The organism is Lysobacter sp. Soil_C_59 (genome assembly GCF_057656415.1).
Map to the genome: position 1 here is coordinate 54,678 of NZ_JBDGKK010000010.1, position 24,317 is coordinate 78,994.

Sequence of the window (24,317 nt, forward strand, 5' to 3'; positions counted from 1 at the left end):
GGCTCCCGTGACTTGCAACCATCACAACATCAGAACTGGTACCGGAATCCGAGCATGTAACGCGGACCGTTCTGGGTGGCGAACAGCGTCTGCCGCTCATTCCGGCCGAACACCCGCACCGTCTCGTCGGTGAGGTTGATGCCTTCGAACTGCACCGACATCTGATCGTTGATCTGGTAGCCGATGCTGATGTCGAGCTGGCCGTAGTCATCGACGTAGTTCGGGTTCGGAATGCCCGAGCCGTCGAACACCGCCGACAGGAACTGGTCGCGCCAGTTGTAGGCCGTGCGGACCGACCAGTCGTACTTCTCGTAGAACAGCACCAGGTTGGCCGAATCGCTGAGGCCGACCAGGGCGAACTGGTTGGTGCCGGCGCTGGCGATCACGGCGTTGTCGTAGTTCAGGTCCGGACTGTCGACGATGGTGTAGTTGGCCGCGACGCCGAAGCCGGTCTCGCCGAACACGTGCTGGATGTTGAATTCCCAGCCGTCGAGCGTGGAGTCCTGCTTGTTGGCCGGCGTGGTGATCCTGAAGCTCGCCAGCGGGTCGCTGGACAGGCCGTTGATCGTGCCGGTGGCGTTGCCGTTGGCATCCGTGCCCGTCCTGGTCACGCCCGGCTGGCCGTTGAAGTTGCCCAGGATGTAGTTGCGTATGCACACCACGTCGGCCTGCGGGCAACCGTTGGCCAGTGCCGCGTTCCAGTAGCCGCCGCCGACCGGCGTATGCAGGTTGAACGGCGTCTCGCCGTCGCTGCCGCCCACGTCGATGATCTGCGAGGTACCGATGTAGTTCTCGATGTCCTTGCGGAAGTAGCCCACCGACACGTAGCTGGATTCGGCAAAGTACCACTCGAACGACAGGTCGAAGTTGTCCGACACCAGCGGCTTGAGCGACGGATCGCCTTGCGTGCCGGTGCCGCCGTCGACGCGCACGATCTGGTCGAGCGTGCGCCCGCCCTGGATGTCCGCCCAGCCCGGCCGGCCGATGGTCTGGCTGTAGCTGCCGCGCAGGATGATGCTGTCGGTGATGTCGAGGCTGGCGTCGAGGTTGGGCAGCCAGTAGTCGTACTCGCCACGCAGCGTCGCGAAGCCGGGCTCGCCGAAGTTCAGGTTCAGCTCGTTGGCCGCGCTCCAGGAGATGCCGGTGGCCGTCGGTACCAGTGCCGACGAGGTCACTTCGGTCTTCTCGTAGCGCACGCCGGCCGCCAGGTTCAGCGGCATCGACCAGTTGAACGTGGTCGTGTACTGCATGTAGCCGCCGGTGGACTTCTCTTCCGTGCGCAGGTCGCGGGTGAACGCGTCCGGTGCCCGGTACCACTCGGGATGGCCGGTCAGCTCGGCCGCCCGCGCGCGCAGTCGATCGAAATCGAACAGCAGGAAGCGGTCGGTGAAGGCCGGTGCGTTGTGCCCCGAGAAGCTTTCGAAGTATTCACCCATGTTGTCCGGGGTGAAGATGCTGTCGTCGTAGTCCGCCGCGGTGCCGACACCGCCCCACGTATCGCGCTGCATGAAGCCGAACGCGGTGCGGTTCTCGACGTCGGTGTAGGAAGCGCCGAAGTCCAGGCCGGAGTAGTCACCGAACTCGAAGCGACCCTTGAGCTGGGTCTGTTCGATCTCGGACTTGTTGTAGGCGTTGTTGAACACCGAGCCCGATACCAGCGCCTGCGACGGTTCCACCTGCGAGACGCCCGGCGGAAGCGCGATGGTCACCACCGGGAAGTCGCGGGTGAAGTCCGCCGTTGTGTCGCCACGCACGAACGCCGACATGCCCAGCACGCCCGCCGAGCCCCACGGGCTGTCCGGACGCGTTTCGGCCGAGGAGTTGTGGTAGTCCAGCGACAGGTCGAGGGCGTCGCTGATTTCCCAGTCGACGTTGAAGCCGAGCGACTTGTTCTCGTTGACGTTGGCCAGGCGCATGCCGCCCATCGAAACGTCGCTGGTCGCGGGATTGATGATTTCCTTGTAGATCAGCGGCGCCGCCACCGGGCCATCGGTCCAGGAGGACACCGACGGGCCGTAGTTGAACCATACCGACAGCTCATTGCGCTGCTGCTGGATCTTGTTCTCGGAATAGGTGTAATCCAGCGTCGTGGTGACGTTGTCTGCCGGCGCCCACTGCAGGGTCAGCTGGCCGTTGGTGCGCTGGCGTTGCACGCCGTTGACGCTGTAGTTGAGGTTCTGCGGAACCGAGTAGATGTCGGTCGGACCTGGGCGGTTGGTGATGTTCTCCGAACCCGGCGTGCCCGGCTGCGGAATCGTGCCCCAGTTGTTCTCGTCGCCACGGAACGGACGCCAGCCGTTGGGCACGCCGACCTGGCTGAAGCCGAAGTCGCGCTCCTGGTAGCTGCCGGTCAGGGCCACGCCGAAGGTGCCGTCGAAATAGCGCTGGCTGAAGATGCCGGAGATTTCCGGGGTGATGTCGTGGCCCTGCAGCGAATCGGGCAGGTTGCCGTTGGACGTGTCGTGCACGGCCTTCATGCCGACATTGATGACCGGCTCGGACTCCAGCGGCCGCGCGGTGCGGATGTTGATCGTCGCGCCGATGCCGCCGGGCGGGATGCTGGCACGGCTGGTCTTGTAGACCTCGACGCTGGAGATCGCTTCCGACGCCAGGTTGGCGAAGTCGAACGCGCGCGAGTTGGACACGCCGGCGCCATTGCCGTTGCTCGAGGCCGGCATCTGCCGCCCGTTGAGCATGACCAGGTTGTAGTCCGGACCAATGCCGCGCACGGTGACCCGCGCACCCTCGCCGAGCGAACGGTCGATCGACACGCCGCTGATTCGCTGCAGCGATTCGGCCAGGTTGGTGTCCGGGAACTTGCCGATGTCCTCGGCGACGATGCCGTCGACGACACCCTGCGAGTCGCGCTTGAGGTTCATCGACGAGGTCAGGCTTCCGCGGATGCCCTGGACCACGACGGTGTCGAGCGTCCGCGCGTCCTCGTCGACCGTTGCCGAGCGCTGCCCGGCTTCGGACGTGCTGGTGGTGTTGGTTGTTTGTTGTGCATACAGCGGCTGGCTCAACGCCAGCAGCAATGCGGACGTAAGTAGTGTGCGCTTGGGGGCGACACGCGACTGCTTCATCGAAACTCCTCCCCAGAATCCACGATCGAGATTGCAGGCGTCGCCACGCTGCCCGCATGTTCAGTGCGAGGGGATTTGACGTCGGATTGACAGCGCTGTCAACACACCCATGCAAAAGGGCTTCTCGTTACGGAATACCGCTGTTTTCAAGCGGTTTTTTCGTTGTGCAGTGCAGCGATACAGGCCGACAGGACTGCAGTTCGAAGCATCGGCGCATGAATGTTAGCGCTAGCATTTGTGCACTTGGTGCGCGCCCGCACATACGCACATACGCACGCACGCACACGCATGCACGCGCGAGCAGTCATGCACGGCATTTCACTCGAGCGTGGTACGAACGGTCGCGCGGTCGATCACCTGGTGGATCGCGCGATCCGTCAACGGCGCGACGGCGCCTGCGTCGATTCGCGCATCACCAGTGCGTGGTCGACGCGCAACATGCGCCCTGCTTCGGGCGACTTGATCCTGGCCAGCAGTTCCAGCGTTGCCAGCCGCCCCATCTCGGACGTGGGCTGGCGGATGGTGGTCAGTGACGGATAGATGTGGCGCGAGATCGGCGTGTCATCGAAGCCGCACACCGACAGGTCGCCGGGTACGTTCAATCCACGCTCGCGGGCGACCCGGATCACGCCGGCGGCCATGTCGTCGTTGGCGGCGAAGATCGCGGTAGGTGGCTTGCGCAGGTCGAGCAGCTCCTGTGCGCCGGCGCAACCGGATTCGAACGAGAACGCGCCCTGCACCACCAGTTCCGGATCGAATTCGATCCCGGCGTCCTGCAATCCCTTGCGATAGCCGTCGAAACGCCAACGGCAGGCGCCGTGCGCGGCGGCGCCCTTGATGTGGCCGATGCGGGTATGGCCGAGCTCGACCAGCTTGGCCATCAGTTCGAGCACCGCGGTCGTCTCGTCCATGGCGACGCCGATCCGGCCGGCGGCGTTCTTGGGCGCGATGCAGGCGAACGGCACGTCCATCTTCTCCAGCTCGTCGATGATCAGTTTGTCGTCGGTGAGTGGCGGGATCAGCAGCACGCCGTCGGGGCCGAAGTTGCGGAACAGGCCCTGGATGTCGGCCACGCGCTCGCGCCCCAGGCTGACCGCGGCCAGGAACAGGTTGTAGTTGCTGGCATGGCAGGCCTCGAGCATGCCGTTCTGCACTTCCATCATGTAGTTGCGCGACGGGTTGTTGTAGGCCAGCGCCACGCTGTACGAGCGCTGGCCGGCCAGGCTGCGCGCGGATGGATTGGGTTTGTACTGCAGCTCGGTCACGGCCTGCATGACGCGCTCGCGCATCTCTTCGCGCACGTTGGGCTCGTTGTTGAGCACGCGCGAGACAGTCTTCATCGACACGCCGGCAGCGGCGGCGACATCCTCGATTCGAATACGCATTGAGCGGCGGATGCTCCAGGGGGCGGAACGCGGCAGATGGTGCCAGAACCATGGCCGTCCGCGATGACAGGACCGGTCATGGGCTCCGAGCGGCCAGAGTATGCATCGCAAAGGCTTGCTGCGGCGCAGCAGCCAGGACCGGGCCGCCGGCGGCTAATCCACTACGGCTTTGCATATCCACGCGGCGGCTGGCCGCGAACGTTGACAAGGCGCATCGCCGGCTAGTATTGACAGCGCTGTCAATCGCTGGCGCCGCGACTGCCGGGCATGATCCCGGCCAGCCTTGCGCGGCCCGAACGTCCATGGGGAGCAGAACGTGCAGGCGAGAGTTTTCGTTGGAGCAAGTCTTTTGGCGATCGGTGCGGCACTGTTCCTGTATGGCGGCAACGGAGTTGCGGCCGACCAGGCCTCCGGGCAGGCGACGCTCCTGCAGGACTGGCCGCGTGTCGACAGCGCCATCGCCAGCGACGCGGCCATCGAGGCGCGCGCCCGGCAGATCCTCGCCGGCATGACTCTGGCCGAGAAGATCGGCCAGATGACCCAACCCGAGATCAAGGCGATCACGCCCGACGAGGTGCGCAGCTACCACATCGGCTCGGTCCTCAACGGCGGCGGCTCCTGGCCGGCCATGAACAAGCACGCCACCGTCGCCGACTGGCTGGCCCTGGCCGACAGCTACCACCAGGCGTCGATGAGCGCGCAGGTCAAGACGCCCATCCCGGTGATCTGGGGCACCGACGCGGTGCACGGCCACAACAACGTGGTCGGCGCGACGCTGTTCCCGCACAACATCGGCCTGGGCGCGGCGCGCGACCCGGCGCTCGTCGAGAAGATCGGCCGCGCCACCGCGCAGGCGACCCGCGCCACCGGCATCGACTGGGCCTTCGCGCCGACCCTGGCCGTCGCCCAGAACATGCGCTGGGGCCGCAGCTACGAGAGCTTCTCGTCCGACCCGGCGGTGGTTCACGCCTATGCCGCGTCCTACATCCGTGGCCTGCAGGGCGACCTGCGCGGCGACGGTACCGTGGTGGCCACGGCCAAGCACTTCATCGGCGACGGCGCCACCGACATGGGCCGCGACCAGGGCAATGCGCTGATCCCGCGCAGCGAGATGATCAACGTCCATGGCCAGGGCTACTACGGCGCGATCGGCGCCGGCGTGCAGACGGTGATGGCCTCGTTCAACAGCTGGGACGACGTCGACGGCGGCGTCGACTACGGCAAGATGCACGGCGCGCAGGCGCTGCTGACCGGCGCGCTCAAGGACAAGATCGGCTTCGACGGTTTCATCGTCTCCGACTGGAACGGCATCGCCCAGGTGCCCGGCTGCAGCAATGCCAGCTGCCCGCAGGCGATCATCGCCGGCATCGACATGGTGATGGTGCCCGAGGACTGGAAGGCGTTCATCGCCAACACCATCGCGCAGGTCGAGGACGGCACGATTCCGATGTCGCGCATCGACGATGCCGTCACCCGGATCCTGCGCGTGAAGTTGCGTGCCGGTTTGTTTGACCGCAAGCCGTCCGACGGCCGTTACGCCGGCAAGGCCGACGCGCTGGTGCATCGCGAACTCGCCCGCGAGGCGGTGCGCGAGTCGCTGGTGCTGCTCAAGAACGAGCGCAGGGCGCTGCCGCTCAAGGCCGGCCAGCGCGTGCTGGTGGTCGGCAAGAGCGCCGACAGTTACACCAACCAGACCGGTGGCTGGACGCTGACCTGGCAAGGCACCGACAACACCAGCGCCGACTACCTCAATGCCCAGACCGTGCTGGCCGGCCTGCGCGAGGCACTCGGCGCGGATCGCGTTAGCTTCGACCCGACCGGCACCGCCGCGGATCCGGGCAAGTTCGATGTCGTCGTCGCGGTGATCGGCGAAACGCCGTATGCCGAGACCAACGGCGACATCATCGGCTCGGACACGATGGCGCATAGCCGCCGCCATCCCGAGGACCTGGCGGTGCTGAAGGCAGCGGCTGCGCACGGCAAGCCTGTGGTGACCGTCTTCATGTCCGGTCGCCCGCTCTACAGCAACGACCTGATCAATCTGTCCGACGCTTTCGTCGCGGCATGGTTGCCGGGCTCGGAAGGCGGTGGCGTCGTCGACGCACTGCTGGCGTCGAAGCGCTTCGATTTCCGTGGCCGTCTGTCGTTTTCGTGGCCGGGCGTCCCCTGCCCTGCACCGGAAAACCGCCCCGATCCCAAGCGTCCGCCGCTGTTCGCGCGCGGCTACGGCTTGACCTATGCCAAGCCGGCATCGGTGCCGAAGCTGGATGAGTCCGACGTCGATGCCTGCGGCCCGGCGACGTCGCTGCCAATCTTCAACACCAACGACGCCGCGCCGTTCCAGCTGCAGGTCGAAGCCGGTGGCGCCTCGCAGGTGGTCGGTGCCTCGCTCAACGACACGGTGGAGTGGCCGAAGGCCAAGCCGGCGATCCGCGTTGCGACCACGCAGGTCAACACGCAGCAGGATGCCAAGTCGGTGACCTGGCTGGCGCCTGCGCGCCTGCTGGCCCGCAGCACCGGTGCCAACAACCTCAACGCCCTCGCCTTCGCCGGAGGTGGCCTGCAGTTCGACGTCGTCGTGCAGAAGGCACCGGCCTCGCCGGTGCTGGTGGGGATGACGTCGGGCAAGGTCTCGGGCAGCGTCGACATCGCGCCGCAGCTGATCGCGGCCGGCATCGGCAAGAAGGTGACGATCAACGTGCCGCTGAAATGCTTCGCTGACCAGAAGGTCGACATCGGTGGCGTCGACGTGCCCTTCAGCGTCCAGGCAAAGGCGCCGTTCTCGGCTGCGTTCACCCGCGTGGCGGTGGTCGCCGGCGCGGCGAAGCAAGCCAATGCGATCGACTGTGGCGCGGCGCCGTAACCGGCCGCAGGCCCGCGCCGCCGCGGCGGCGCTGGCCCTGCTGGCGATGCTGGGCAGCTCGCAGCCCGCCATCGCCGCCGAACCGGTCGCGTGGCCGCAGGGGCGGCAGGCCGCGGTCAGCCTGGGCTACGACGACGCGCTCGACTCGCACCTGGACATCGCCATCCCGGCGTTGGACAAGCACGGATTCAAGGCCACGTTCTTCCTGGTGATGGCCAACAAGCCGGTCGCCGCGCGCCTGGCCGACTGGCGCGCAGCCGCGGCCAATGGCCATGAACTTGGCAACCACACGCTGTTCCACCAGTGCTCGCGTTCGGCCCCGGGCCACGAGTGGGTCGAGCCGCAACGCGACCTCGACACAACCACGGCACAGCAGATGAAGGACCAGGTGCTGCTGGCCAACACCATGCTCAATGCCATCGACGGCAAGACCGTCCGCACGATGGCGTTGCCTTGCAACGAGTCCGTCGCCCGGGGCCAGAACTACCTGGCGCTGGTCGCCGATGCCTTCGTCGGCGTCCGCATCGGCGGCAATGCCGTCACCGCCGACGTCGCCGGCATGGACCCTTCGGCCGTCACGGTAATCTCCACCGACGGCATGTCCGGCAAGGACATGATCGCGCTGGTGAAGGAGGCAAGGCGCAGGCACGGCCTGGTGAGCTTCACCTTCCACGGCGTCGGTGGCGATTACCTGACCACCTCGGCCAAAGCACACGAAGAGCTGCTCGATTACCTGGCCAGGCACCGCGATGTGTACTGGGTCGATACTTTCGCCAACATCATGACCCACGTCAGGCAGCAGCAGGCGGCGGTCAGCAAAGCACCGGGCGCCCACTGAGGCCCATCCTTTCATCAGCGGAGCCCACATGAACCAACGCCAGCTGTCCACCCCCGTCACCATCGCGATGATCAGCCTGATCTTCTTCGCGTGGGGCGGCATGACCAGCCTCAACGATGTGCTGATACCGCATCTCAAAGCCGTGTTCGCGATGAATTACGCGCAGACGATGCTGATCCAGTTCACCTTCTTCGGCGCCTACTTCCTGATGTCGTTGCCCTCGGGCGCGATCGTGTCGCGCATCGGCTACAAGTCGAGCATCGTCGTCGGCCTGCTGACGGCGGCGGTGGGCGCGGCGATGTTCTATCCGGCGGCACGCCTGCCTTCGTATGCGGTCTTCCTGGCGGCCCTGTTCGTGCTGGCCAGCGGCATCACCTTGTTGCAGGTCGCCGCCAATCCGTACATCAGCCTGCTCGGCAACCCGGCCACGTCGGCCAGCCGCCTCAACCTGGCGCAGGCGCTGAACTCGCTGGGCACGACGGTGTTCCCGTTCTTCATCGGCCCGCTGATCCTGTCCGGCGCGGTGCTCGGCGCGGACCAGCTGGCGGCGATGGCGCCGGAAGCGGTGGCCGCGTACAAGACCACGCAGGCACAATCGGTGCAGGTGCCGTATCTGCTGCTGGCGGGCGGTCTGCTGGCGATGGCGGCATTGGTACTGCTGCTGCGCATCCCGTCGTTGCGCGAGGCCACCGACGCCGGCGACAAGCTGCACCACCACACCTATCGCGAGACGCTGCAGCATCCGCACCTGCGCTGGGGCGTGCTGGCGATCTTCCTGTACGTAGGCGCCGAGGTCTCGATCGGCAGCTTCCTGATCAACTACATGGCGCAGCCCGACATCGGCGGGCTGAGTGAAGCCACCGCCAGCCGCTACCTGGTCTACTACTGGGGCGGTGCCATGGTCGGTCGCTTCATCGGTGCGGCGCTGATGACCGTGATCGATGCGCGCAAGCTGCTGGCGCTGTTCGCGGTCGTGGCCGCGGCGTTGCTGGCGACGACGATGGGCACGCAGGGCAACATCGCGATGTGGAGCGTGCTCGCGATCGGGTTGTTCAACTCGATCATGTTCCCGACGATCTTCGCGTCTGCGATTGAAGGTATGGGCCCGTTGACCGGCAAGGCTTCGAGCCTGCTTGTGATGGCGATCGTAGGCGGTGCGCTGGTGCCGATGCTGCAGGGCGCACTGGCCGACAGCATCGGCATCCAGGCGGCGTTCGCGGTGCCGCTGGTCTGCTATGCGTACATCGCGTGGTATGGCATGCGCGGGTCGCGCGTGGTCGAGAACCTGGGGGCGGCGGAAGGTGCGGCTTTGGCGCATCCTCGACACTGATTTTCTTGGGTGCTCGGCGGTAATAGCAAAGGCCCCGTTCGGGGCCTTTTGTTTTGCGTGGGGTCAGTGGGGGGAGGAGGTGGGGTGTATTCCGCGAACCTCCGCTTCGCTCCGTTTATTGTTCGCGAAATACACCCCACCCCCTCCTTCCGGAAGCTGCGGTTGTTTCATTGACCTTCGCGTTTGGGGTCGGTGCGCTGGCCGTGTGACACGGCTGATTGGGTCGGACTCGGGCTGTGCCGTCACAGGGCGGTGTCCGCGCCCTCGCTCGGTTGCGAGTTTGGTCGCGGACGCCCGCGAAGGGCCGAGGTGGTTTCAGATGCAGAAGCAACGCCCTTGGGTTCCCGCCTTCGCGGGAAAGACGGGCTAACGGGGGCAACGACACTGGGTTCCCGCCTTCGCGGGGATGACGGGTTTAGGACGAAGACCGGGCAATGAAATTCCGGAGCGTCGTTCGACGGGCCGGGGATTGATCCGCAGCGGGACATGGATGTCCCGCGCCCCGCATCAGACAGGATGTCTGACTAAGGGGCGGAGCAATCCCCGGCCCGGCGGACGACGCCGCTCCGCAGACGGAAGCCCGGAAGCCCGGAAGCCCGGGAGCCCGGGAGCCCGGAAGTCTCGGCCTCTCAGGCCATCTCGCGGCTGGGCGATTCCACCACGCGTTGCCTTACGAGCCAACGGAATGCCGGGCCGGTCAGCAGCGTCGACAGCACGGCCAGCGTCACCAGTGCTGCGAACGCATGCTCTGACAGCAGGCCTTTGTCGCGCAGGATCGTGGCAGCCACGATCTCCATCAGGCCTTTGCACTGCAGCAGCGCGCCGACGGCCAAGGCCTCACGCCGTTGCAACTGCGGCGCCGGCGGACAGATCAGTACCGCTGCCAGCTTGGCGGTCACGGCCAGCACCAGCAGCACGACCGAAGCCTGCAGCGATGCCCAGCCGAGCACGTCGCCGTCGATCTTCATGCCACTGTGGCCGAAGAACAGCGGCGCCAACGCGAGCAGCGCGAACTGGCCGATGCGCTCGACCGGCAGTTGCTTCGACCACGCCTGCGGGACCATCGCGCCGGCGAAATACGCGCCCAGCAATTCATGCAAGCCCAGCTGCGAGGTCGACCAGGAACCCGCGGCCAGCAACACCGACAGAGCGACCCATACCAGCCAGCGCGGCGGCGACAGGTGCAGGCGCTTTGCCGCGGTGCCGATCAACGCCAGCGCCACGAGCAGCAGCAGCGCGAGAACCTGCATGCCCGAGATGCCGTCCAGCAGCGAGCCGCCGTTGGCAGCCAGCAATACCGCCGCCAGCCCGATCCACAGCACGGCGTCATCGATCACCGCGATGCTCAACGCCAGCTGTGAAAGACGACGATGCAAGGGACCGAGTTCGCGAACGATGCCGATCAGAACCGGCAGCGCGCTGACCGCAACGCACAGCCCGATCGCGATCGAGCCCAGCCATTCACCGCCAGCGGACGCCGCCCAGCCGGGCAACCGGGTGAAATAGAAATGGGCGGCAAGGGTGCCGACGCAGAACGGCAGCAGCAGTGCGACCGCCGCGCTGGCGAGGAAGCGACGCTTGCGCGGGCGCGCCTGCGAGGCCGCGCCCGGGTTGGACGGGAGGTGTGCCTCCTGCCGGGTTTCCAGTCCCGCCGCGAACGCCAGCAGAAGCACGCCAGCCCAACCGATGTCCTGGCCGATCGCGGAGGGCACGCCCCAGGAAGCGGGAACGACGCCAGTTGCCGCGAGCGTCAACCCGATGATGATCGGGATTACCGCGATGGGAATGGATCGGCCCAGCGCCCGCCACACGCACCAGGCGAGGACGACGAATACCAGGGTATCGAGAACGGCTGCGAGCAATGACGGCATGAGGCCGATCATAGCCATCCGCGGCGGCCCTGGGCCACCACTTTCACCTCACCCGGTGCAGTGGCGATCGGCCGTGTCCAGCGCCTCGTCGATGATGGCCAGGCCCTCGCGCAGGGTCCGCTCGTCGATGATCAGCGGCGGCGCGATGTGCAGGCGGTTGCCGACCACGAACGGCCACAGGCCGCGCTGCTTGCAGGCGGCCGCGAAGGCGACCATCGGTGCGTTGTCCGCGCCGGTGGCGTTGAACGGCACCATCGGTTCCCGCGTATCGCGATTGCGCACCAGCTCGATCGCCCAGAACACCCCCAGCCCGCGCACGTCGCCGACGCTCGGGTGCTTGTTCTGCATCGCCTGCAACGCCGGAGCGATCACCTCGTCGCCCAGGCGCCGGGCGTGGTCGATGATGCCCTCGTCCTTGTAGATCCCGATGCAGGCCACGGCCGCGGCGCAGGCCAGCGGATGGCCCGCGTACGTCAGCCCGCCGGGATAAGCGCGCGATTCGAAGCTGGCGGCGATGGCGTCGCTCATGATCACGCCACCGAGCGGCACGTAGCCGGAGTTGACGCCTTTGGCGAACGTGATCAGGTCCGGCACGACGTTCCAGCGATTCACCGCGAACCATTCGCCGCAGCGACCGAAGCCGACCATGACCTCGTCGGCGATCAGCATGATGCCGTGCTTGTCGCACAGCGCGCGCACGCCCTGCAGGTAGCCATCGGGCGGCACCAGGACGCCGCTGGAACCGATCACCGGTTCGAGCACGATCGCGGCGATGCCCTGCCCGCCTTCGACCATGATCGTGTCGGCCAGGTGCGCCAGCGCGCGTTCGCATTCCTCGTGCGCGGTGGTCGCATGAAATGCGGAGCGGTACGGATACGGCCCCCAGAAGCGGGCGAAGCCGGGCGCGCCCGGTTCGGATGCCCAGCGACGCGGATCGCCGGTGGCGGTGATCGCGCCGGCGGTGGCGCCGTGGTAGCTGCGGTAAGCGGTCAGCACCTTGTGGCGACCGGTATGCAGGCGCGCCATGCGGATCGCGTTCTCGATCGCTTCGGCGCCGCCGTTGGTGAAGAAGACCCGGTTCAGATCGCCCGGCGCGACTTCGGCGATCAGCCGCGCCGCTTCGCTGGTGGCCGGGTTGGCGTGGTACGGCGCGACCGTGCACAGCACGTCGGCCTGCGCCTTGATCGCCGCGACAAGTTTCGGGTGCTGATGGCCGACGTTGACGTTGACCAGCTGGCTGGAGAAGTCGAGCCAGCGCCTTCCGCTTTCGTCATGGAAGTGGACACCGGAAGCACCGGTGACGACGAGCGGATCGAGCGCGCCATGCGCCGACCAGGAATGCAGTACATGCAGCCGGTCATCGCGGGCAGCGGCGGATTTCGCAGCTACAGGCGGCGCCGCGCCCGCACCGGACACGGCATCAGGGGAGACGTCACGCATTGGCTTTGCGCCCTCAGGGGATGAAGGTCTGTTCCGGGTCGTCGAACGACTTGAACTCTAGCGCATTGCCCGATGGGTCGAAGAGAAACATCGTCACGTGCTGGCCTGGCTTGCCCTTCAGCCGCAGGTGCGGTTCCTCGGCAAAGGCGATGCCGGCGTCTTTCAGGCGTCGGGCCAGCGTCTCCCACGACCCACGGTCCAGGTTCATGCCGAAATGCGGTACCGGGACCGCTTCGCCGTCGAACCGGCTGTCCAGCACAGGCTGGCTGTCGCCACCGAGATGGGCCACCAGGTGGTGGCCGAAGAAATCGAAGTCCTGGTAGTTGACGTCGCTCCTTCCCTGCGCGCAGCCGATCACGCCGCCATAGAAACCGCGCGCCTCATCGAGGTCGCGGACCGGGAAAGCCAGGTGGAACTGGGAGATCGGCCTCGCCTGGTTCATGACACCGCGCCTGGACGGATCGTGCACGTTGCGAAGATGTTCTGCCAGAACAGGTTCCATGCGGTGATGCTGCATTCGTAACCGTCGGCCAGGTCCGACAGCGCTTCGGGCTCGAGCCGGATGTAGTCGTCGATGGCTTGTCGCGTCAGCTCGCCATGGATGATGTCCTGCTCCCCGGTGTGGATGGTCCAGAACTCCCAGTCGATGCGGTCGGCGTTCTCGAGCATGTACGGATGCGTCCTGAGATGTTCGAACAGGACCGACAGATAGGTCTGGCACAAACATTCGCCGCCCATCCCGCGCAAGCCGACGCCGAATGCGGAGCTGCGCCCGGACAGCTGTCGCGTCAGGCTGTCGAGGTTCTTCCGGTTGGCCGGAATGCATCGCTCCAGCTGCGCCGGCTCGACCCCCATGGTCGCCAGGAAGCGGTCGTAGATGGCCGGATGCGCCTTGTACGGATCGCCTTCGCCCAGTTCCTCGGCAAGGATCTGGCTGAGCAGGCTGCGCAGGCCACCGAACGGCAGCTTTGCCAGCAACACGGCCAGGTCGCTGATGTAGTCGATGGTGAAGAAGCGGTACTGCACGCAGACCTGGCGCAGGTCCTCAATAGAAAGCTGCGGCAGGACTTTCATCTTCCGCGCCGCCAGCGCTTCCGTCGCTTCCTTCGCCGCGTCGGCAAACTGCCAGAAGCTCTGCCGGTCCCACTCACCGGATGGCATCGCGCCGGATTGCAGTGGTACCGGCTCGATCAGTGATGGTGCTGCCTGCACGCCTGGGCTCTTCAGCAATGTCATTCGTCCAACCCTGGAGAGTTCTGGCCGAGCATAGCCGCGGAAAGCGGTGTCGCATTTCACGTTGCGTAGACCAGCAGTTCGCAGTTTCGATCGACGGTTCACTGAATGTTTGATCTGCGTTCGCTTCAAGCAATCTCAGGCGCATTCATCATCTGGATTCGGTGCTCCGCGATTCACAGTTCGTTTTGAATCAGCGAAACGCGCCGTGCAGCTTTCGTTCACGGCGTGGCGTGCCATATAAGGCGTTCGCAAGGATGGGCGCACGAACGACGATGCAAGCGACGCGCGATGCCAACGACCGGACCACCGTGAACCTGCTCTGGACGGGAGGGTGGGACTCGACGTTTCGCCTGTTGCAGCTGTTGTTGAAGCATCGCGTTCCGGTGGTTCCCTACTACCTGGAAGACCCGACGCGGGCATCGACGCAGATCGAACTGCAGACCATGGTCCGCATCGGCGACCACCTGCGCGCGAACTATCCGCATACCCGCGAGCTGCTCCGGCCGATCCGGATCGGCTCGGTCCGCGATGTCATCGAGGACGACGAGATCAATGCCGCGCTGCGGGAAATCCGTCGGCGCATGTTCATAGGCAGCCAGTACGCGTGGCTGCCATCCTTCTGCAAGCACAACGCGATCGACGAGATGGAACTGGGTGTGCACGTCGACGACAAGGTGCAGGCGCTGGTGCGGCCTTACGCGCTGGAGTCTGATCATCCTGACGGTTACCGCAGCATCCGCGTCGACCCCCGCCATGCGCACACGGCCGAATTCCGCCTGTTCCGCTATTTCAGCTTCCCGCTGTTCCATATCGACAAGCTTGGCATCGACCGGCAGGCAACGGCCGAAGGCTGGAGCGGAATCATGGACATGACCTGGTTCTGCCACAGGCCCGTGCATGGCAAGCCCTGCGGCATCTGCGCGCCGTGCCTCTACACGATCGAAGAAGGGCTGGCGCGCCGCGTGCCGGCGTCGCGACGGATCGTGTCGTTCTTCTACCGGCACCTCGCACTGCCACTGAAGGCACCGCTGCGGCGCTTGCGGATGTCATTGCGCGCGGGACGAGCAGGCGGGCGCCCTCCCGCGCCGGGCGTAGGCCGCCCGTGAACCATCAGGGCGAGGTCGCGCTCGCCTTCGGCAGCTGCGCGAGGGTCTTCGTGGCCACCGTGTCGAGATTGACCGATGCGCCCTTCTTGGCCCGCACGGAACCGCGGTAGAGCGCGCGCCACAACACCCGGATGTCAGCCGGCTGCAGCACTTCCACCAGCAGCCCGCCTTCGACCATCGTCTTGGTGTCCAGCTTCACCGCCGGTACGCCGTTGGCGCCCTGGGTGACGATCTGCGAACAACCACCGGCCTTGCATTCGACGGCGGCCTCATTGGCGCTGGCAAGCCCGGTGTCGCGGACCAGCGTTTCCTGGGTGTCGCGCACGCCGACGCGGTAAGCCACGGCGATGTCGGCCTGGCGCAAGTCGCTCGTGCGCCGGTAACCCTTGGCCGCGAGCGCCTTGTCCAAGGCCGCCTGCAGCCTCGCGCGCAGCTTCGGGTCCTGCACGCGCTTGTCAAATTCCGCGGCCAGCTGGGGCGGCATGTCGACCCAGGCGTAGCGGCTTCCCGGCATCGAGGTCGCCGGCTTGGACACCTGCACCTGGGCGTCGGGCTCGCTCGCGTGCAACGCCGGTGCCGCCGGTACGAGGAAGAGCGCCAGAGCACAGCAAAGCAGGCACGACTGCAGACGATTCATGGGCGGCGCTCCGGCGGGATGTGATGCCAGGGATGTGGCGATCGAGTCAATCGTCGGGTCAGCGCATGTGAAACAGACGTGATGGGACATGCACGCTCTGTCACGTTCACGACACCATCACCGGCGCGGGCGACGCTACTCCCCGGGGACGGACACCGTCGTTGCATCCACGGCAGAGGCTGGCATCGCATGAACCCTTCACTGAGAAGCCTGTTCCTTGTCGTGCTGGTCATCGCCGTCAGTGGTTGCGGCGAACAGTGCAGGAACGAGCCAGTCACCATCGTGCCCTCGCCCTCCGGCGCAGCCCGTGCCGTCGTGTTCCATCGCAATTGCGGTCCAACCACCGAGTTCAATACGCAGCTCGCCGTCCTGCCGCGCAGCGCCGAGCAACCCAACATCCCCGGCAACGCGCTGATCCTCGGCGGTGACGTGCCGTTGAAGGTGCGCTGGGATTCGGAGACGACGCTGACCGTGTCCGGGCTCGGTACCGCGCGCGTGTTCAAGCAGAACCAGGCGGCGGCAGACGTAGCGATCACCTACGAGAAGTAGGACTGCCCCGTCCATGAATCTGCTATCGATCGTCCTGCTCGGCCTGGCCATGGCCACCGATGCATTCGCTGCCGCGCTGGGCAAAGGCGCCGGGATGCTCAAGGCGCGGTGGCCCGAAGCGCTGCGGGTCGGTCTGATTTTCGGCGTGGTCGAGGGTCTCACGCCCCTCGTTGGCTGGCTGCTCGGCACGGCGGCCTCGCGCCATATCGAGCAGTGGGATCACTGGATCGCCTTTGGCCTGCTCGGCGCGCTGGGGCTGCACATGATCTACAAGGCCATCACCGACGAGGACGAAGTCGAAGGATCCGTCCCCCGACCAGGCAAGGCCGGATTGTGGTCGCTCGCCCTGACCGGGCTGGCGACGAGCATCGATGCGATGGCCGTGGGCGTCGGCCTTGCCTTCGTCGACGTGAACATCGTCGTCGTCTCGGCCGTCATCGCGCTGTGCACGTTCGTCATGGTCACGCTGGGGATCATGGCGGGCCGCGTGCTGGGCACCCTGATCGGCAAGCGTGCCGAGATGGCCGGTGGCGTGATCCTGATCCTGGTGGGCGCGACGATCCTGTACGAGCACCTGCATGCGGCGCCGACCTGATCGCGGGCCGCGCAACCGAGGTCTGATCAGGGCCGGACGCGAACGCCGTAACCCGACTTCATTTCTTCCAGGTCGAGGTTGCCGTCGCTGTTGCGGTCGAGCCAGCCAAAGCGCATTTCCAGGGCGCGGCGCAGTTCGTTGTCGTCCAGTGCGCCGTCGCTGTCCAGGTCGGCGATGATCAGCCGGTCGGCGATGGTCGGCACGCCCGGCACCGGCGGCCCCAGGATCTCCTGCAGCTCGCTGGGCGAGATGAGCGAGTCGTGGTCGCTGTCGGCAGTCTCGAAGGCGACGTCGCTGTCGTACTCGTACTTGCTCAGTACGCCGTCGCGATTGGCGTCGAGGTAGGCGAACCTGGCCTCCGCACCTTGCGGGAGCGCCTGCGTTGCGGTCCCCGGCGCATCGCAAAGGCCCGGCCCTGCGATCGCCAGGCCGAGCGTGAGTACGGACAAGCGCAGCAGGCTGGCGGCGGTCATGACGGTTTCCCCGGAGTGATGAGCACAAGCTCATGCAACGGCGGGGCGGCCGCGAAGCGGACAGCCGGCAGGTGCATTGTTGCGCCCGGGGCAACACCGGGTGGACGCGGCCGGGCCTACCGCTTGCACTGGCGCCCGCCTACCGTGTCCGCGGGAGGAGGCGCACGGTTCGAATCATCGGCGTGCGCGATTTCGGGATATGAATTCGTCGCAGTCGACTGCCGGACCACCTTGCGACAGCCCCGGCACGCCCGCGTCCCTCGATGCGTCCACCGCCAGCTGTCTCGAATCGGCACGCCACTGGGCCACTCGGGCCGTGCAAGCCGGTGACGGTGCGCTGCCTGCCTGGCTGCGATGCGCCACAGACGCGTTCCGCGCGCTGCGCACCGACGACCCCTCGCGCGCCGGTGCGGCAGCGACGCTGGCCACACAGGCTGCCGACGAAGTGCTTTCGCGCTTGCTGCAGCAGCATCCGGAAGGATGGTCGCCCGGCCTGATGCAAGTGGACGATGTCCGGGTGCACATCGAGTTTCGCCAGGTATCGCCGTGGCTGCAGCCGCCGGTGCGCATAAGGCTCGCCCGCGACGTGCCGATGGATGCGTTCGGCGGCGAACGCTTCGCTCGCCCGGGTTTCGGTGTGCCCGTGGCGGCGCTGTCTCCCCGCCATGACGACGAGCCCTACGGCCGGTTGCAACCTCTCTCGGGCGCGTTTCGAAACCTCACCGCCTGGATAGAACCCGACCCGGAGCATGACGATGCGCCGCCGCGCCTGGTCTTTGCCGACCCGGACAGGGTCACGGCCATTGGCGCCGGTGCCCATCGACGCCAGCTCGCCAGCGATACCTCGGCCGCCTATGCCTGGGCCATGCGGATCTCGAAGCTGGCGCGCACCGGGCTGTGGGGGCTGCTCGGCGGAGAAGCCATCGAGCACCGGGCGGGGCTGTACCTGCTGGAGGACTACGACCCGGACAAGCAGCCGCTGGTGATGATCCATGGCCTGGGCAGCATCCCGCTGATCTGGGCGCATCTTTCCAACGCCGTATGGGGCATGGACGAGCTTCGTGCCCGTTACCAGATCTGGCAGGTGATCTACCCGACCGACGAGCCGCTACTGGTGACCCGCTCGCGGATCGCGGGCTACCTGGACGCCGCGTGGCAGCTGCTCGATCCCGACGGTGATGCACGCGCGCGTTCGGGCGTGGTGCTGGTCGGCCACAGCCTGGGCGGCGTCATCTCGCGGCTGCTGTGCGTCGACAGCGGCGATGCGTTGTGGAATGCCGCCTTCCTGGTTCCAGCCGGTTCCCTCAATGCCAGCGCCCAGGACCTGGAAGTCATCAGGCGGCTGTTCTCCTTCCGCTCCTACCCTGGCATCGCGCGCGCCATATTCCTGGCCGCGCCGCACCGCGGCAGTCCCAGTGCGGCGACTGCGCTGGGACAGGTCACCCGCGCGCTGGTCGGTCGGCGCACGGCCGAAGTGCACGCACTGCAGCGCATTGCCCTGGCCAATCCCGACGCGATCCGGCCGGAAGTGCTTCATACCTTCCAGCAAGGCTGGATCAACAGCATCGCCACGCTGCAGTCCGACCAGCCAATCAGGCGCGCGACCGAATCGCTGCTTCCCCGGGCCGGCATCAGCTGGCACACGATTGCCGGCGTACAGCCCGGTCGCCGGCAGCAGACCGACGGCGTGGTGCCGCTCGACAGCGCGCAGATTCCCGGCGCCGCCTCCTGCCTTGTGGTCGAGGACGGGCATCGCCTGCATGACAACCCGCACGTAGTCGCAGAAGTCGTGCGAATCCTTCGCCTGTGATGGGTAGACCGGAGAAACCAATGTGGCCCTGGCTTGCCATTGCATTCGTGCTGTTGCTCGCCATCGCTGGCGCCAGCGTGCTGCTCGTCAACCATCTCGCGCCGCCGGCGACCGGCCGACCCAGCCACACCCTGCCCCTGCAGGCGGCGCAGACCGACATCGACCGCGAACTGTCGCCTCTGCTGGCGGCCCATCCCGGCAATACCGGCACGGTCGTGCTGACCGATGGCGTCGATGCCTTCGCCGCTCGCGCGGTTTCGGCGCGCAAAGCCGGGCGCAGCCTCGACCTGCAGTACTTCATCTGGCACAACGACCTGTCCGGACGAATGCTCGCAAGCGAGGTCCACGCTGCCGCGCAGCGCGGCGTGCGCGTGCGCATCCTGCTCGACGACATGAATGCCGCAGGCCTGGATCCCCACCTGCTGGCCATGGATGCCCATCCCGGCATCGAGCTGCGGGTCTACAACCCGTTCCGCAACCGCAAAGGGGCCGGGCGCGCCTTCGAACTTCTGCGGCGACTGTTCAGCATGAACCACCGCATGCACAACAAGGCATGGATCGCCGACGGCCGCGTTGCCATCATCGGCGGACGCAACATCGGCGAGCGTTACTTCGGCGCCGCCTCGGAGGTCAACTTCCGCGATCTCGACCTGCTGCTGCTCGGGCCGGCGGCCGGGCAGGCAAGCACGCTCTTTGACCGCTACTGGAACAGCGCCGCCGCGGTGCCGATCGCCACACTTGGTGCACGGGCGCCGGAGGCATTGCGCAACCTGCTGGACGATGTCCATCGCGATGCCCGCAGCGAACGCGCCAGGCGCTACCTCGATCGCGTTGCCGACTCGCAGCTGGTGCGCGACTACTACCAGCATGCGCTCAGTCCGCACTGGAGCGCGGGCATCGAGGTCTTTGCCGACCCGCCGATCAAGTGGAAGCGCGACGACCGCGAGCAATGGCTGGTGGGACGACTGGTGCCGATGATCTCCGCGGCACGCAGCAAGGTGATGGTGATCTCGCCCTACTTCGTTCCCGGCAATGAGGGTGTCGACATGCTAGCTGCCCTGACCGCGCGCGGCGTCAGCGTCGGCGTCGTCACCAACTCGCTGGCGGCCACGGATGTCTATCCCGTTCACAGCGGCTATGCGGGCTACCGCGATCGACTGCTGCAGCAAGGCGTCCACCTCTACGAACTGCGCGCACAGGCGCATGCGAAGGAACTGCCGCGCGTGGTCCGCCAGGGCGTCAGCCTGCACACCAAGGCGCTCGTGCTCGACGATGCCCGTGGCTTCGTCGGATCCTTCAACGTCGATCCGCGCTCGAAGAACCTCAACACCGAAATGGGCGTGCTGTTCGATGATCCGGTCATCGCGGCACAGGTTCGCGACGAGTATCTGCGCCTGGCCTCCCCCGCCATGAGCTACTGGGTGTATCGAAACCGGCACGGGGAGCTTCGCTGGCTCGACCGCACGCAGCCGGTTGCGGTGGAGGTCGAGCACGAGCCCGACGCGGACTGGTGGATGCGGGCCATCGCATGGGGCTCGGGCTGGTTGCCGATCGAGTCGCAGCTTTAGCGCCTGTCGAATTCCGTCCCGGTCGTTCGTCCTCATCTTCAAGGGCGGGCAAGCGGCCGCCTCCCACCTGCCTCCCGGAGCGATTCAATGACCCCGATCATCACCGCCTTTGAACGCTCGCCCGACGGCGGCAAGGGACTGGCGCGCGATACGCGCGTGCGCTGGGCTTTCGAGGAGGTCGGCCAGCCTTACGAGGTCCGCCCGGTCTCGATGCAGGCGATGAAGGAACCGGAGCATCTGGCGCTGCATCCTTTCGGCCAGATTCCGACTTACGAGGAAGGCGATCTTGTCCTGTTCGAGACCGGGTCGATCGTGCTTCACATCGCGCAGCGGCATACGGGCCTGCTGCCGGACGATGGCGATGCCCGGGCGCGCGCGATCACCTGGATGTTCGCCGCGATCAACACCGTAGAGCCGCCGATCCTGGAACTGACCAACGCGAAGCTGCTGGAACGCGACAAACCCTGGAGCAGCGAACGCCTGCCGCTGGTCGAGGCACGCGTCCGTGACCGCCTGGGACCGCTTTCCCATCGACTGGGCAACGCCGACTGGCTCGATGGCGCCTTCAGCGCGGGCGACCTGATGATGGTGTCGGTGCTGATCCGGCTGAAGCGGTCGGGCATCGTCGACGAGTACCCGAACCTGTCCGCGTATGTGGCGCGCGGCGAAGCGCGACCGGCTTACCAGCGCGCGTACGCAGCGCAGGCCGCAGCGTTTTTGCTGGATGCTCGCCCGTCGGGCTGACCGTTCGTCGCGAGCTTCGAAAATGACGCTCGCAAAGACGCTGACCCGGATCTGCAAACTACAAATCCCGCGAGACTTCGTCAGTCCGGTTCAGCGCGACAACGTTGCATGACTGTGCATCGTCGGGTAACGGCAAACGGATCTGATGTGCCGTGCATCACCAGTTTTGAAGTGCTATCAGTGGGCGCCCCAAGCGCGACAGCTATTCCGCCGAGACCGTGGCTGGCTGAACCAGTGCAGAGCGCGGGGAAGGTCTCGGCGTCCCTCAGAAAGGACCCGAACTTCGTCAACTTCGACGAGGGTTTCGGCTATGGATGCGCTTCCTGCTTCAGGTTGTTCCCGTTCAGTGGAACTGCGTCGGCGCCAGCCGCGCCGCAAACTCCTCTACCTGATGGTGCTGTTCGCGCTGGCGTCCACCGCGTTGCAGGCGCAGCAGTCGATCGACTCTGCCACCACGACCGTCAAACTGCAGGAGCTTGCGCCCGATGCGGGTGCCGGCTACGTGGTTCCGTCGTCGAGCACCATCGATGTCACCGCCGGCAACGCCATCGAGGGCGATTCATCGCGAGGCTGGACACTGTCTAACGCGGGAACCATCCGCGGCGCCTCTGGCGTGGTGTTTGCCGGAACAGGCAACACGCTGACCAACACTGGGACCATCACGGGCACCGGTGGCACGGCGATCTCCTTCAGCGGTGGCGGCGACACGCTGATCCTCGACTCCGGCTCTATCATCGCAGGCAACGTGGTCGGCAGCGGCAGCGGCAACAGCGTGCGACTGCAAGGCTCGGGGAGCGAAGACAGCAACTTCACCGGCTTCGATACCCTCTTCGTCACCGGCAACTGGACGCTGAGCGGGATAACGACCGGCCTGAGCGGGGGCACCGTGGTGCAGGCCGGCAGCCGCCTGCAACTTGGCATTGATCCTACCTTTCAGTACGGCTCCAACGGACGGCTGAGATCGACGGTGACAGTCGGCCAGGGCGGGACCTTGTACCTGGATGGCACCAATGTTCTGGGCTTCGCCGGCTCACGCGTCACCGGGATCACACTGACCGAGGCCACGCTTACGCATGCCGCGACGGGCGACAACGGATGGGGCATCGCCTTCATCCTCGATGGCGCCAGGATCGAGACGACGTCGACCGGGCAGTACTCCTTCGGCGGCGATGGTCGCGGCGACGACATCAACAACACCAGCGTGCGGACCCTGGCGTCAAGCAAGGAGTCCGTCATCGCCGGCAAGGTGACGCTGCGCGAAGGCGGCGGCGGCCCCGGTGCCGGTCGGAACTTCATCAATTTCACGGTCGACGATGGAATCGCGCCCAACGACCTGCTGGTGACGGCAAACATCAACGAGGTTTCCGGCAATCATGGCATCGCCAAGCTTGGCCTGGGGACGATGACGCTCAGCGGATCCAACACATTCACCGGCGACAACACGATCGGCGCGGGGACACTCCAGATCGGCAATGGCGGTACCAGTGGCGCGCTCCTTGGCAACATCAGCAATGCCGGCACACTGGTGGTCAACCGCACCGATGCCTCGGCATTGCCTGGTGCGATAAGTGGCACAGGCACGATCGATAAGAAGGGCAGCGGCACCCTGACGCTGTCGGGTGCCAATACCTACACGGGCGCAACGATCATCGACGCCGGCACGGTGAAAGCAGGATCGGCCAGCGCGATTCCCGCCGACAACGCCTTGTCGTTCGCAGGTCCCGGTGGAGCGCTGGACCTGAACGGCTTCAACCTCAGCCTGGCCCGGCTCGATGCCGCGCTCCCGAACGCGGGCGCGGTGACCCTGGGCAACAGCAGCCTGACCTTCACCGGCGCGGGCCTGGGTGCAGGCGTCACGCCGACCTTCATCGGCGCGTTCTCCGGCGCCGGACCGCTGATCAAGAACGGAACGCATACGCAGCGATGGGGCATCTCGGCCAGCACCACGGTCAATGCAAACGTGAACGCCGGCGTGCTCGATCTGTTCTCCGCCGGCAACGGATCCGGGTTCGTGCTTTCAGGAGCCATCGTCAACAACGCCGAGCTGCATATCAGCGACCCGGGCGCTGCGACGCCTTTCACCGCCCCGTTCCTGCTCGAAAGCGACGTCAGCGGAACCGGTCGCGTCGTCGAGAGCATCCTCGGCGGCGACGGTTCGCGGGTGATCATGACCGGAACGCTGCGCCACAGCGGCGGGACGGTCGTCGACAACGGCACGCTGCAGATCGGCAACGGCGGCGCCACCGGCACGCTCGCCAGCGACGTGGCGCTCAGCAGCGCAGGCAGCACGCTGACCTACCTTCGTTCCGACGGGCAGACCTGGAACGCCATCATCAGCGGCCCCGGTTCGCTGTCCGTCCAGGGCGGCGTGCTGACACTGTCGGGCAACAGCACCTACACCGGACTAACCAGCCTTGGCGCGGGCAGCACGCTGGTGATCACCGCACCGGAGCGGATCAGCGCCAGCTCGGCCATCTCCGGCGACAGCGGCACCCTGCGGCTGGATGGTTCGATGACCTTGCCCAACGCGATCACGAGCACGGCGGCGCAAGGTCTGATCATCGATACCTTTGGCACCGACGACATTCTGACCGGGCCGGTCAGCGGTCTCGGGCGCCTGCGCAAGCATGGCGCTGGCACGCTCACCTTGACCACGGACAAGGCCCAGCTGGCGTTCCCCGTGATCATCCATGCCGGCACGTTTGAAGTCGGCAGCGGCGGCGACATCAATGGCACCAACGTCCAGGACGGTGCCACGCTCGCATTCAACCGCAGCGATTCGTAGACCT

The 24,317-nt window shown here is 66.3% G+C and carries 18 protein-coding genes; 10 read left to right on the top strand and 8 right to left on the bottom strand.

Translation table 11 applies throughout. From position 1 onward, the window contains the following. Positions 1-29: 29 nt before the first annotated feature. Positions 30-3,083, bottom strand: coding sequence for a TonB-dependent receptor (locus tag AC3A3Q_RS16355; RefSeq protein WP_487587233.1), 3,054 nt, complete (start codon positions 3,081-3,083; stop codon positions 30-32). A 377-nt stretch (positions 3,084-3,460) separates the two neighbouring features. After that, positions 3,461-4,468, bottom strand: a complete 1,008-nt coding sequence (locus AC3A3Q_RS16360; RefSeq protein ID WP_487587234.1) for a LacI family DNA-binding transcriptional regulator — start codon at positions 4,466-4,468, stop codon at positions 3,461-3,463. Between the two features lie 349 nt (positions 4,469-4,817). Between AC3A3Q_RS16360 and AC3A3Q_RS16365 the strand changes: the two genes are divergently transcribed. Genes AC3A3Q_RS16365 through AC3A3Q_RS16375 form a run of 3 tightly spaced genes read left to right on the top strand, consistent with a single transcriptional unit; the run spans position 4,818 to position 9,499 of the window. After that, complete coding sequence (locus tag AC3A3Q_RS16365) at positions 4,818-7,331, top strand: glycoside hydrolase family 3 protein (RefSeq protein ID WP_487587235.1); 2,514 nt, start codon at positions 4,818-4,820, stop codon at positions 7,329-7,331. Beyond that, positions 7,303-8,169, top strand: a complete 867-nt coding sequence (locus AC3A3Q_RS16370; protein ID WP_487587236.1) for a polysaccharide deacetylase family protein — start codon at positions 7,303-7,305, stop codon at positions 8,167-8,169. The genes AC3A3Q_RS16365 and AC3A3Q_RS16370 overlap by 29 nt, the downstream gene beginning before the upstream one ends. Positions 8,170-8,197: 28 nt before the next feature. Further along, on the top strand, positions 8,198-9,499 hold the full coding sequence (locus AC3A3Q_RS16375; protein WP_487587237.1) for a sugar MFS transporter: 1,302 nt from the start codon (positions 8,198-8,200) through the stop codon (positions 9,497-9,499). 629 nt (positions 9,500-10,128) lie between these two features. On the opposite strand, the gene AC3A3Q_RS16380 is transcribed toward AC3A3Q_RS16375, so the two are convergent. From AC3A3Q_RS16380 to AC3A3Q_RS16395, 4 genes are read right to left on the bottom strand one after another with little or no spacing between them, the layout of a single operon-like run. Continuing rightward, positions 10,129-11,370: a cation:proton antiporter gene (locus AC3A3Q_RS16380; protein WP_487587238.1), complete on the bottom strand. Its 1,242-nt coding sequence runs from the start codon at positions 11,368-11,370 to the stop codon at positions 10,129-10,131. A gap of 48 nt (positions 11,371-11,418) precedes the next feature. Continuing rightward, the gene (locus tag AC3A3Q_RS16385; RefSeq protein ID WP_487587239.1) at positions 11,419-12,810 is read right to left on the bottom strand and encodes an aminotransferase class III-fold pyridoxal phosphate-dependent enzyme; all 1,392 of its coding nucleotides are present in this window, start codon (positions 12,808-12,810) and stop codon (positions 11,419-11,421) included. 13 nt (positions 12,811-12,823) lie between these two features. Continuing rightward, entirely contained in the window at positions 12,824-13,252 is a 429-nt protein-coding gene (locus tag AC3A3Q_RS16390; RefSeq protein ID WP_487587240.1) for a VOC family protein, read from the bottom strand. Then, the gene (locus tag AC3A3Q_RS16395) at positions 13,249-14,046 is read right to left on the bottom strand and encodes an iron-containing redox enzyme family protein (protein ID WP_487587241.1); all 798 of its coding nucleotides are present in this window, start codon (positions 14,044-14,046) and stop codon (positions 13,249-13,251) included. Before AC3A3Q_RS16395 ends, AC3A3Q_RS16390 begins: the two co-directional genes overlap by 4 nt. Positions 14,047-14,318: 272 nt before the next feature. On the opposite strand from AC3A3Q_RS16395, the gene AC3A3Q_RS16400 reads away from it, so the two are divergent. After that, positions 14,319-15,152, top strand: coding sequence for a hypothetical protein (locus AC3A3Q_RS16400; RefSeq protein ID WP_487587242.1), 834 nt, complete (start codon positions 14,319-14,321; stop codon positions 15,150-15,152). 4 nt (positions 15,153-15,156) lie between these two features. Here AC3A3Q_RS16400 and AC3A3Q_RS16405 read toward each other — a convergent pair whose 3' ends face one another. Further along, positions 15,157-15,789 (bottom strand): DUF4136 domain-containing protein, encoded by a 633-nt coding sequence (locus AC3A3Q_RS16405; protein WP_487587243.1) that lies wholly within the window; start codon positions 15,787-15,789, stop codon positions 15,157-15,159. A 189-nt stretch (positions 15,790-15,978) separates the two neighbouring features. Here AC3A3Q_RS16405 and AC3A3Q_RS16410 point away from each other — a divergent pair, with 189 nt between their 5' ends. Then, positions 15,979-16,338 carry a hypothetical protein gene (locus AC3A3Q_RS16410; protein WP_487587244.1) on the top strand — a complete coding sequence of 120 codons (360 nt, stop codon included), beginning with the start codon at positions 15,979-15,981 and terminating at the stop codon, positions 16,336-16,338. Between the two features lie 13 nt (positions 16,339-16,351). After that, positions 16,352-16,933: a manganese efflux pump MntP gene (locus AC3A3Q_RS16415; RefSeq protein WP_487587245.1), complete on the top strand. Its 582-nt coding sequence runs from the start codon at positions 16,352-16,354 to the stop codon at positions 16,931-16,933. A gap of 26 nt (positions 16,934-16,959) precedes the next feature. Here the strand turns inward: AC3A3Q_RS16415 and AC3A3Q_RS16420 are convergent, their stop codons facing one another. Next, the gene (locus AC3A3Q_RS16420; RefSeq protein WP_487587246.1) at positions 16,960-17,406 is read right to left on the bottom strand and encodes an EF-hand domain-containing protein; all 447 of its coding nucleotides are present in this window, start codon (positions 17,404-17,406) and stop codon (positions 16,960-16,962) included. Positions 17,407-17,722: 316 nt separating this feature from the next. On the opposite strand from AC3A3Q_RS16420, the gene AC3A3Q_RS16425 reads away from it, so the two are divergent. The 4 genes from AC3A3Q_RS16425 to AC3A3Q_RS16440 all read left to right on the top strand — a co-directional run bounded on the left by AC3A3Q_RS16425 (position 17,723) and on the right by AC3A3Q_RS16440 (position 24,313). Then, positions 17,723-19,216 carry a lipase family alpha/beta hydrolase gene (locus AC3A3Q_RS16425; RefSeq protein ID WP_487587247.1) on the top strand — a complete coding sequence of 498 codons (1,494 nt, stop codon included), beginning with the start codon at positions 17,723-17,725 and terminating at the stop codon, positions 19,214-19,216. A 20-nt stretch (positions 19,217-19,236) separates the two neighbouring features. Next, positions 19,237-20,784 carry a phospholipase D family protein gene (locus AC3A3Q_RS16430; protein WP_487587248.1) on the top strand — a complete coding sequence of 516 codons (1,548 nt, stop codon included), beginning with the start codon at positions 19,237-19,239 and terminating at the stop codon, positions 20,782-20,784. A gap of 87 nt (positions 20,785-20,871) precedes the next feature. Continuing rightward, positions 20,872-21,528 carry a glutathione S-transferase family protein gene (locus AC3A3Q_RS16435; protein ID WP_487587249.1) on the top strand — a complete coding sequence of 219 codons (657 nt, stop codon included), beginning with the start codon at positions 20,872-20,874 and terminating at the stop codon, positions 21,526-21,528. A 346-nt stretch (positions 21,529-21,874) separates the two neighbouring features. Beyond that, positions 21,875-24,313 (top strand): beta strand repeat-containing protein, encoded by a 2,439-nt coding sequence (locus AC3A3Q_RS16440; RefSeq protein WP_487587250.1) that lies wholly within the window; start codon positions 21,875-21,877, stop codon positions 24,311-24,313. Positions 24,314-24,317: the final 4 nt, after the last annotated feature.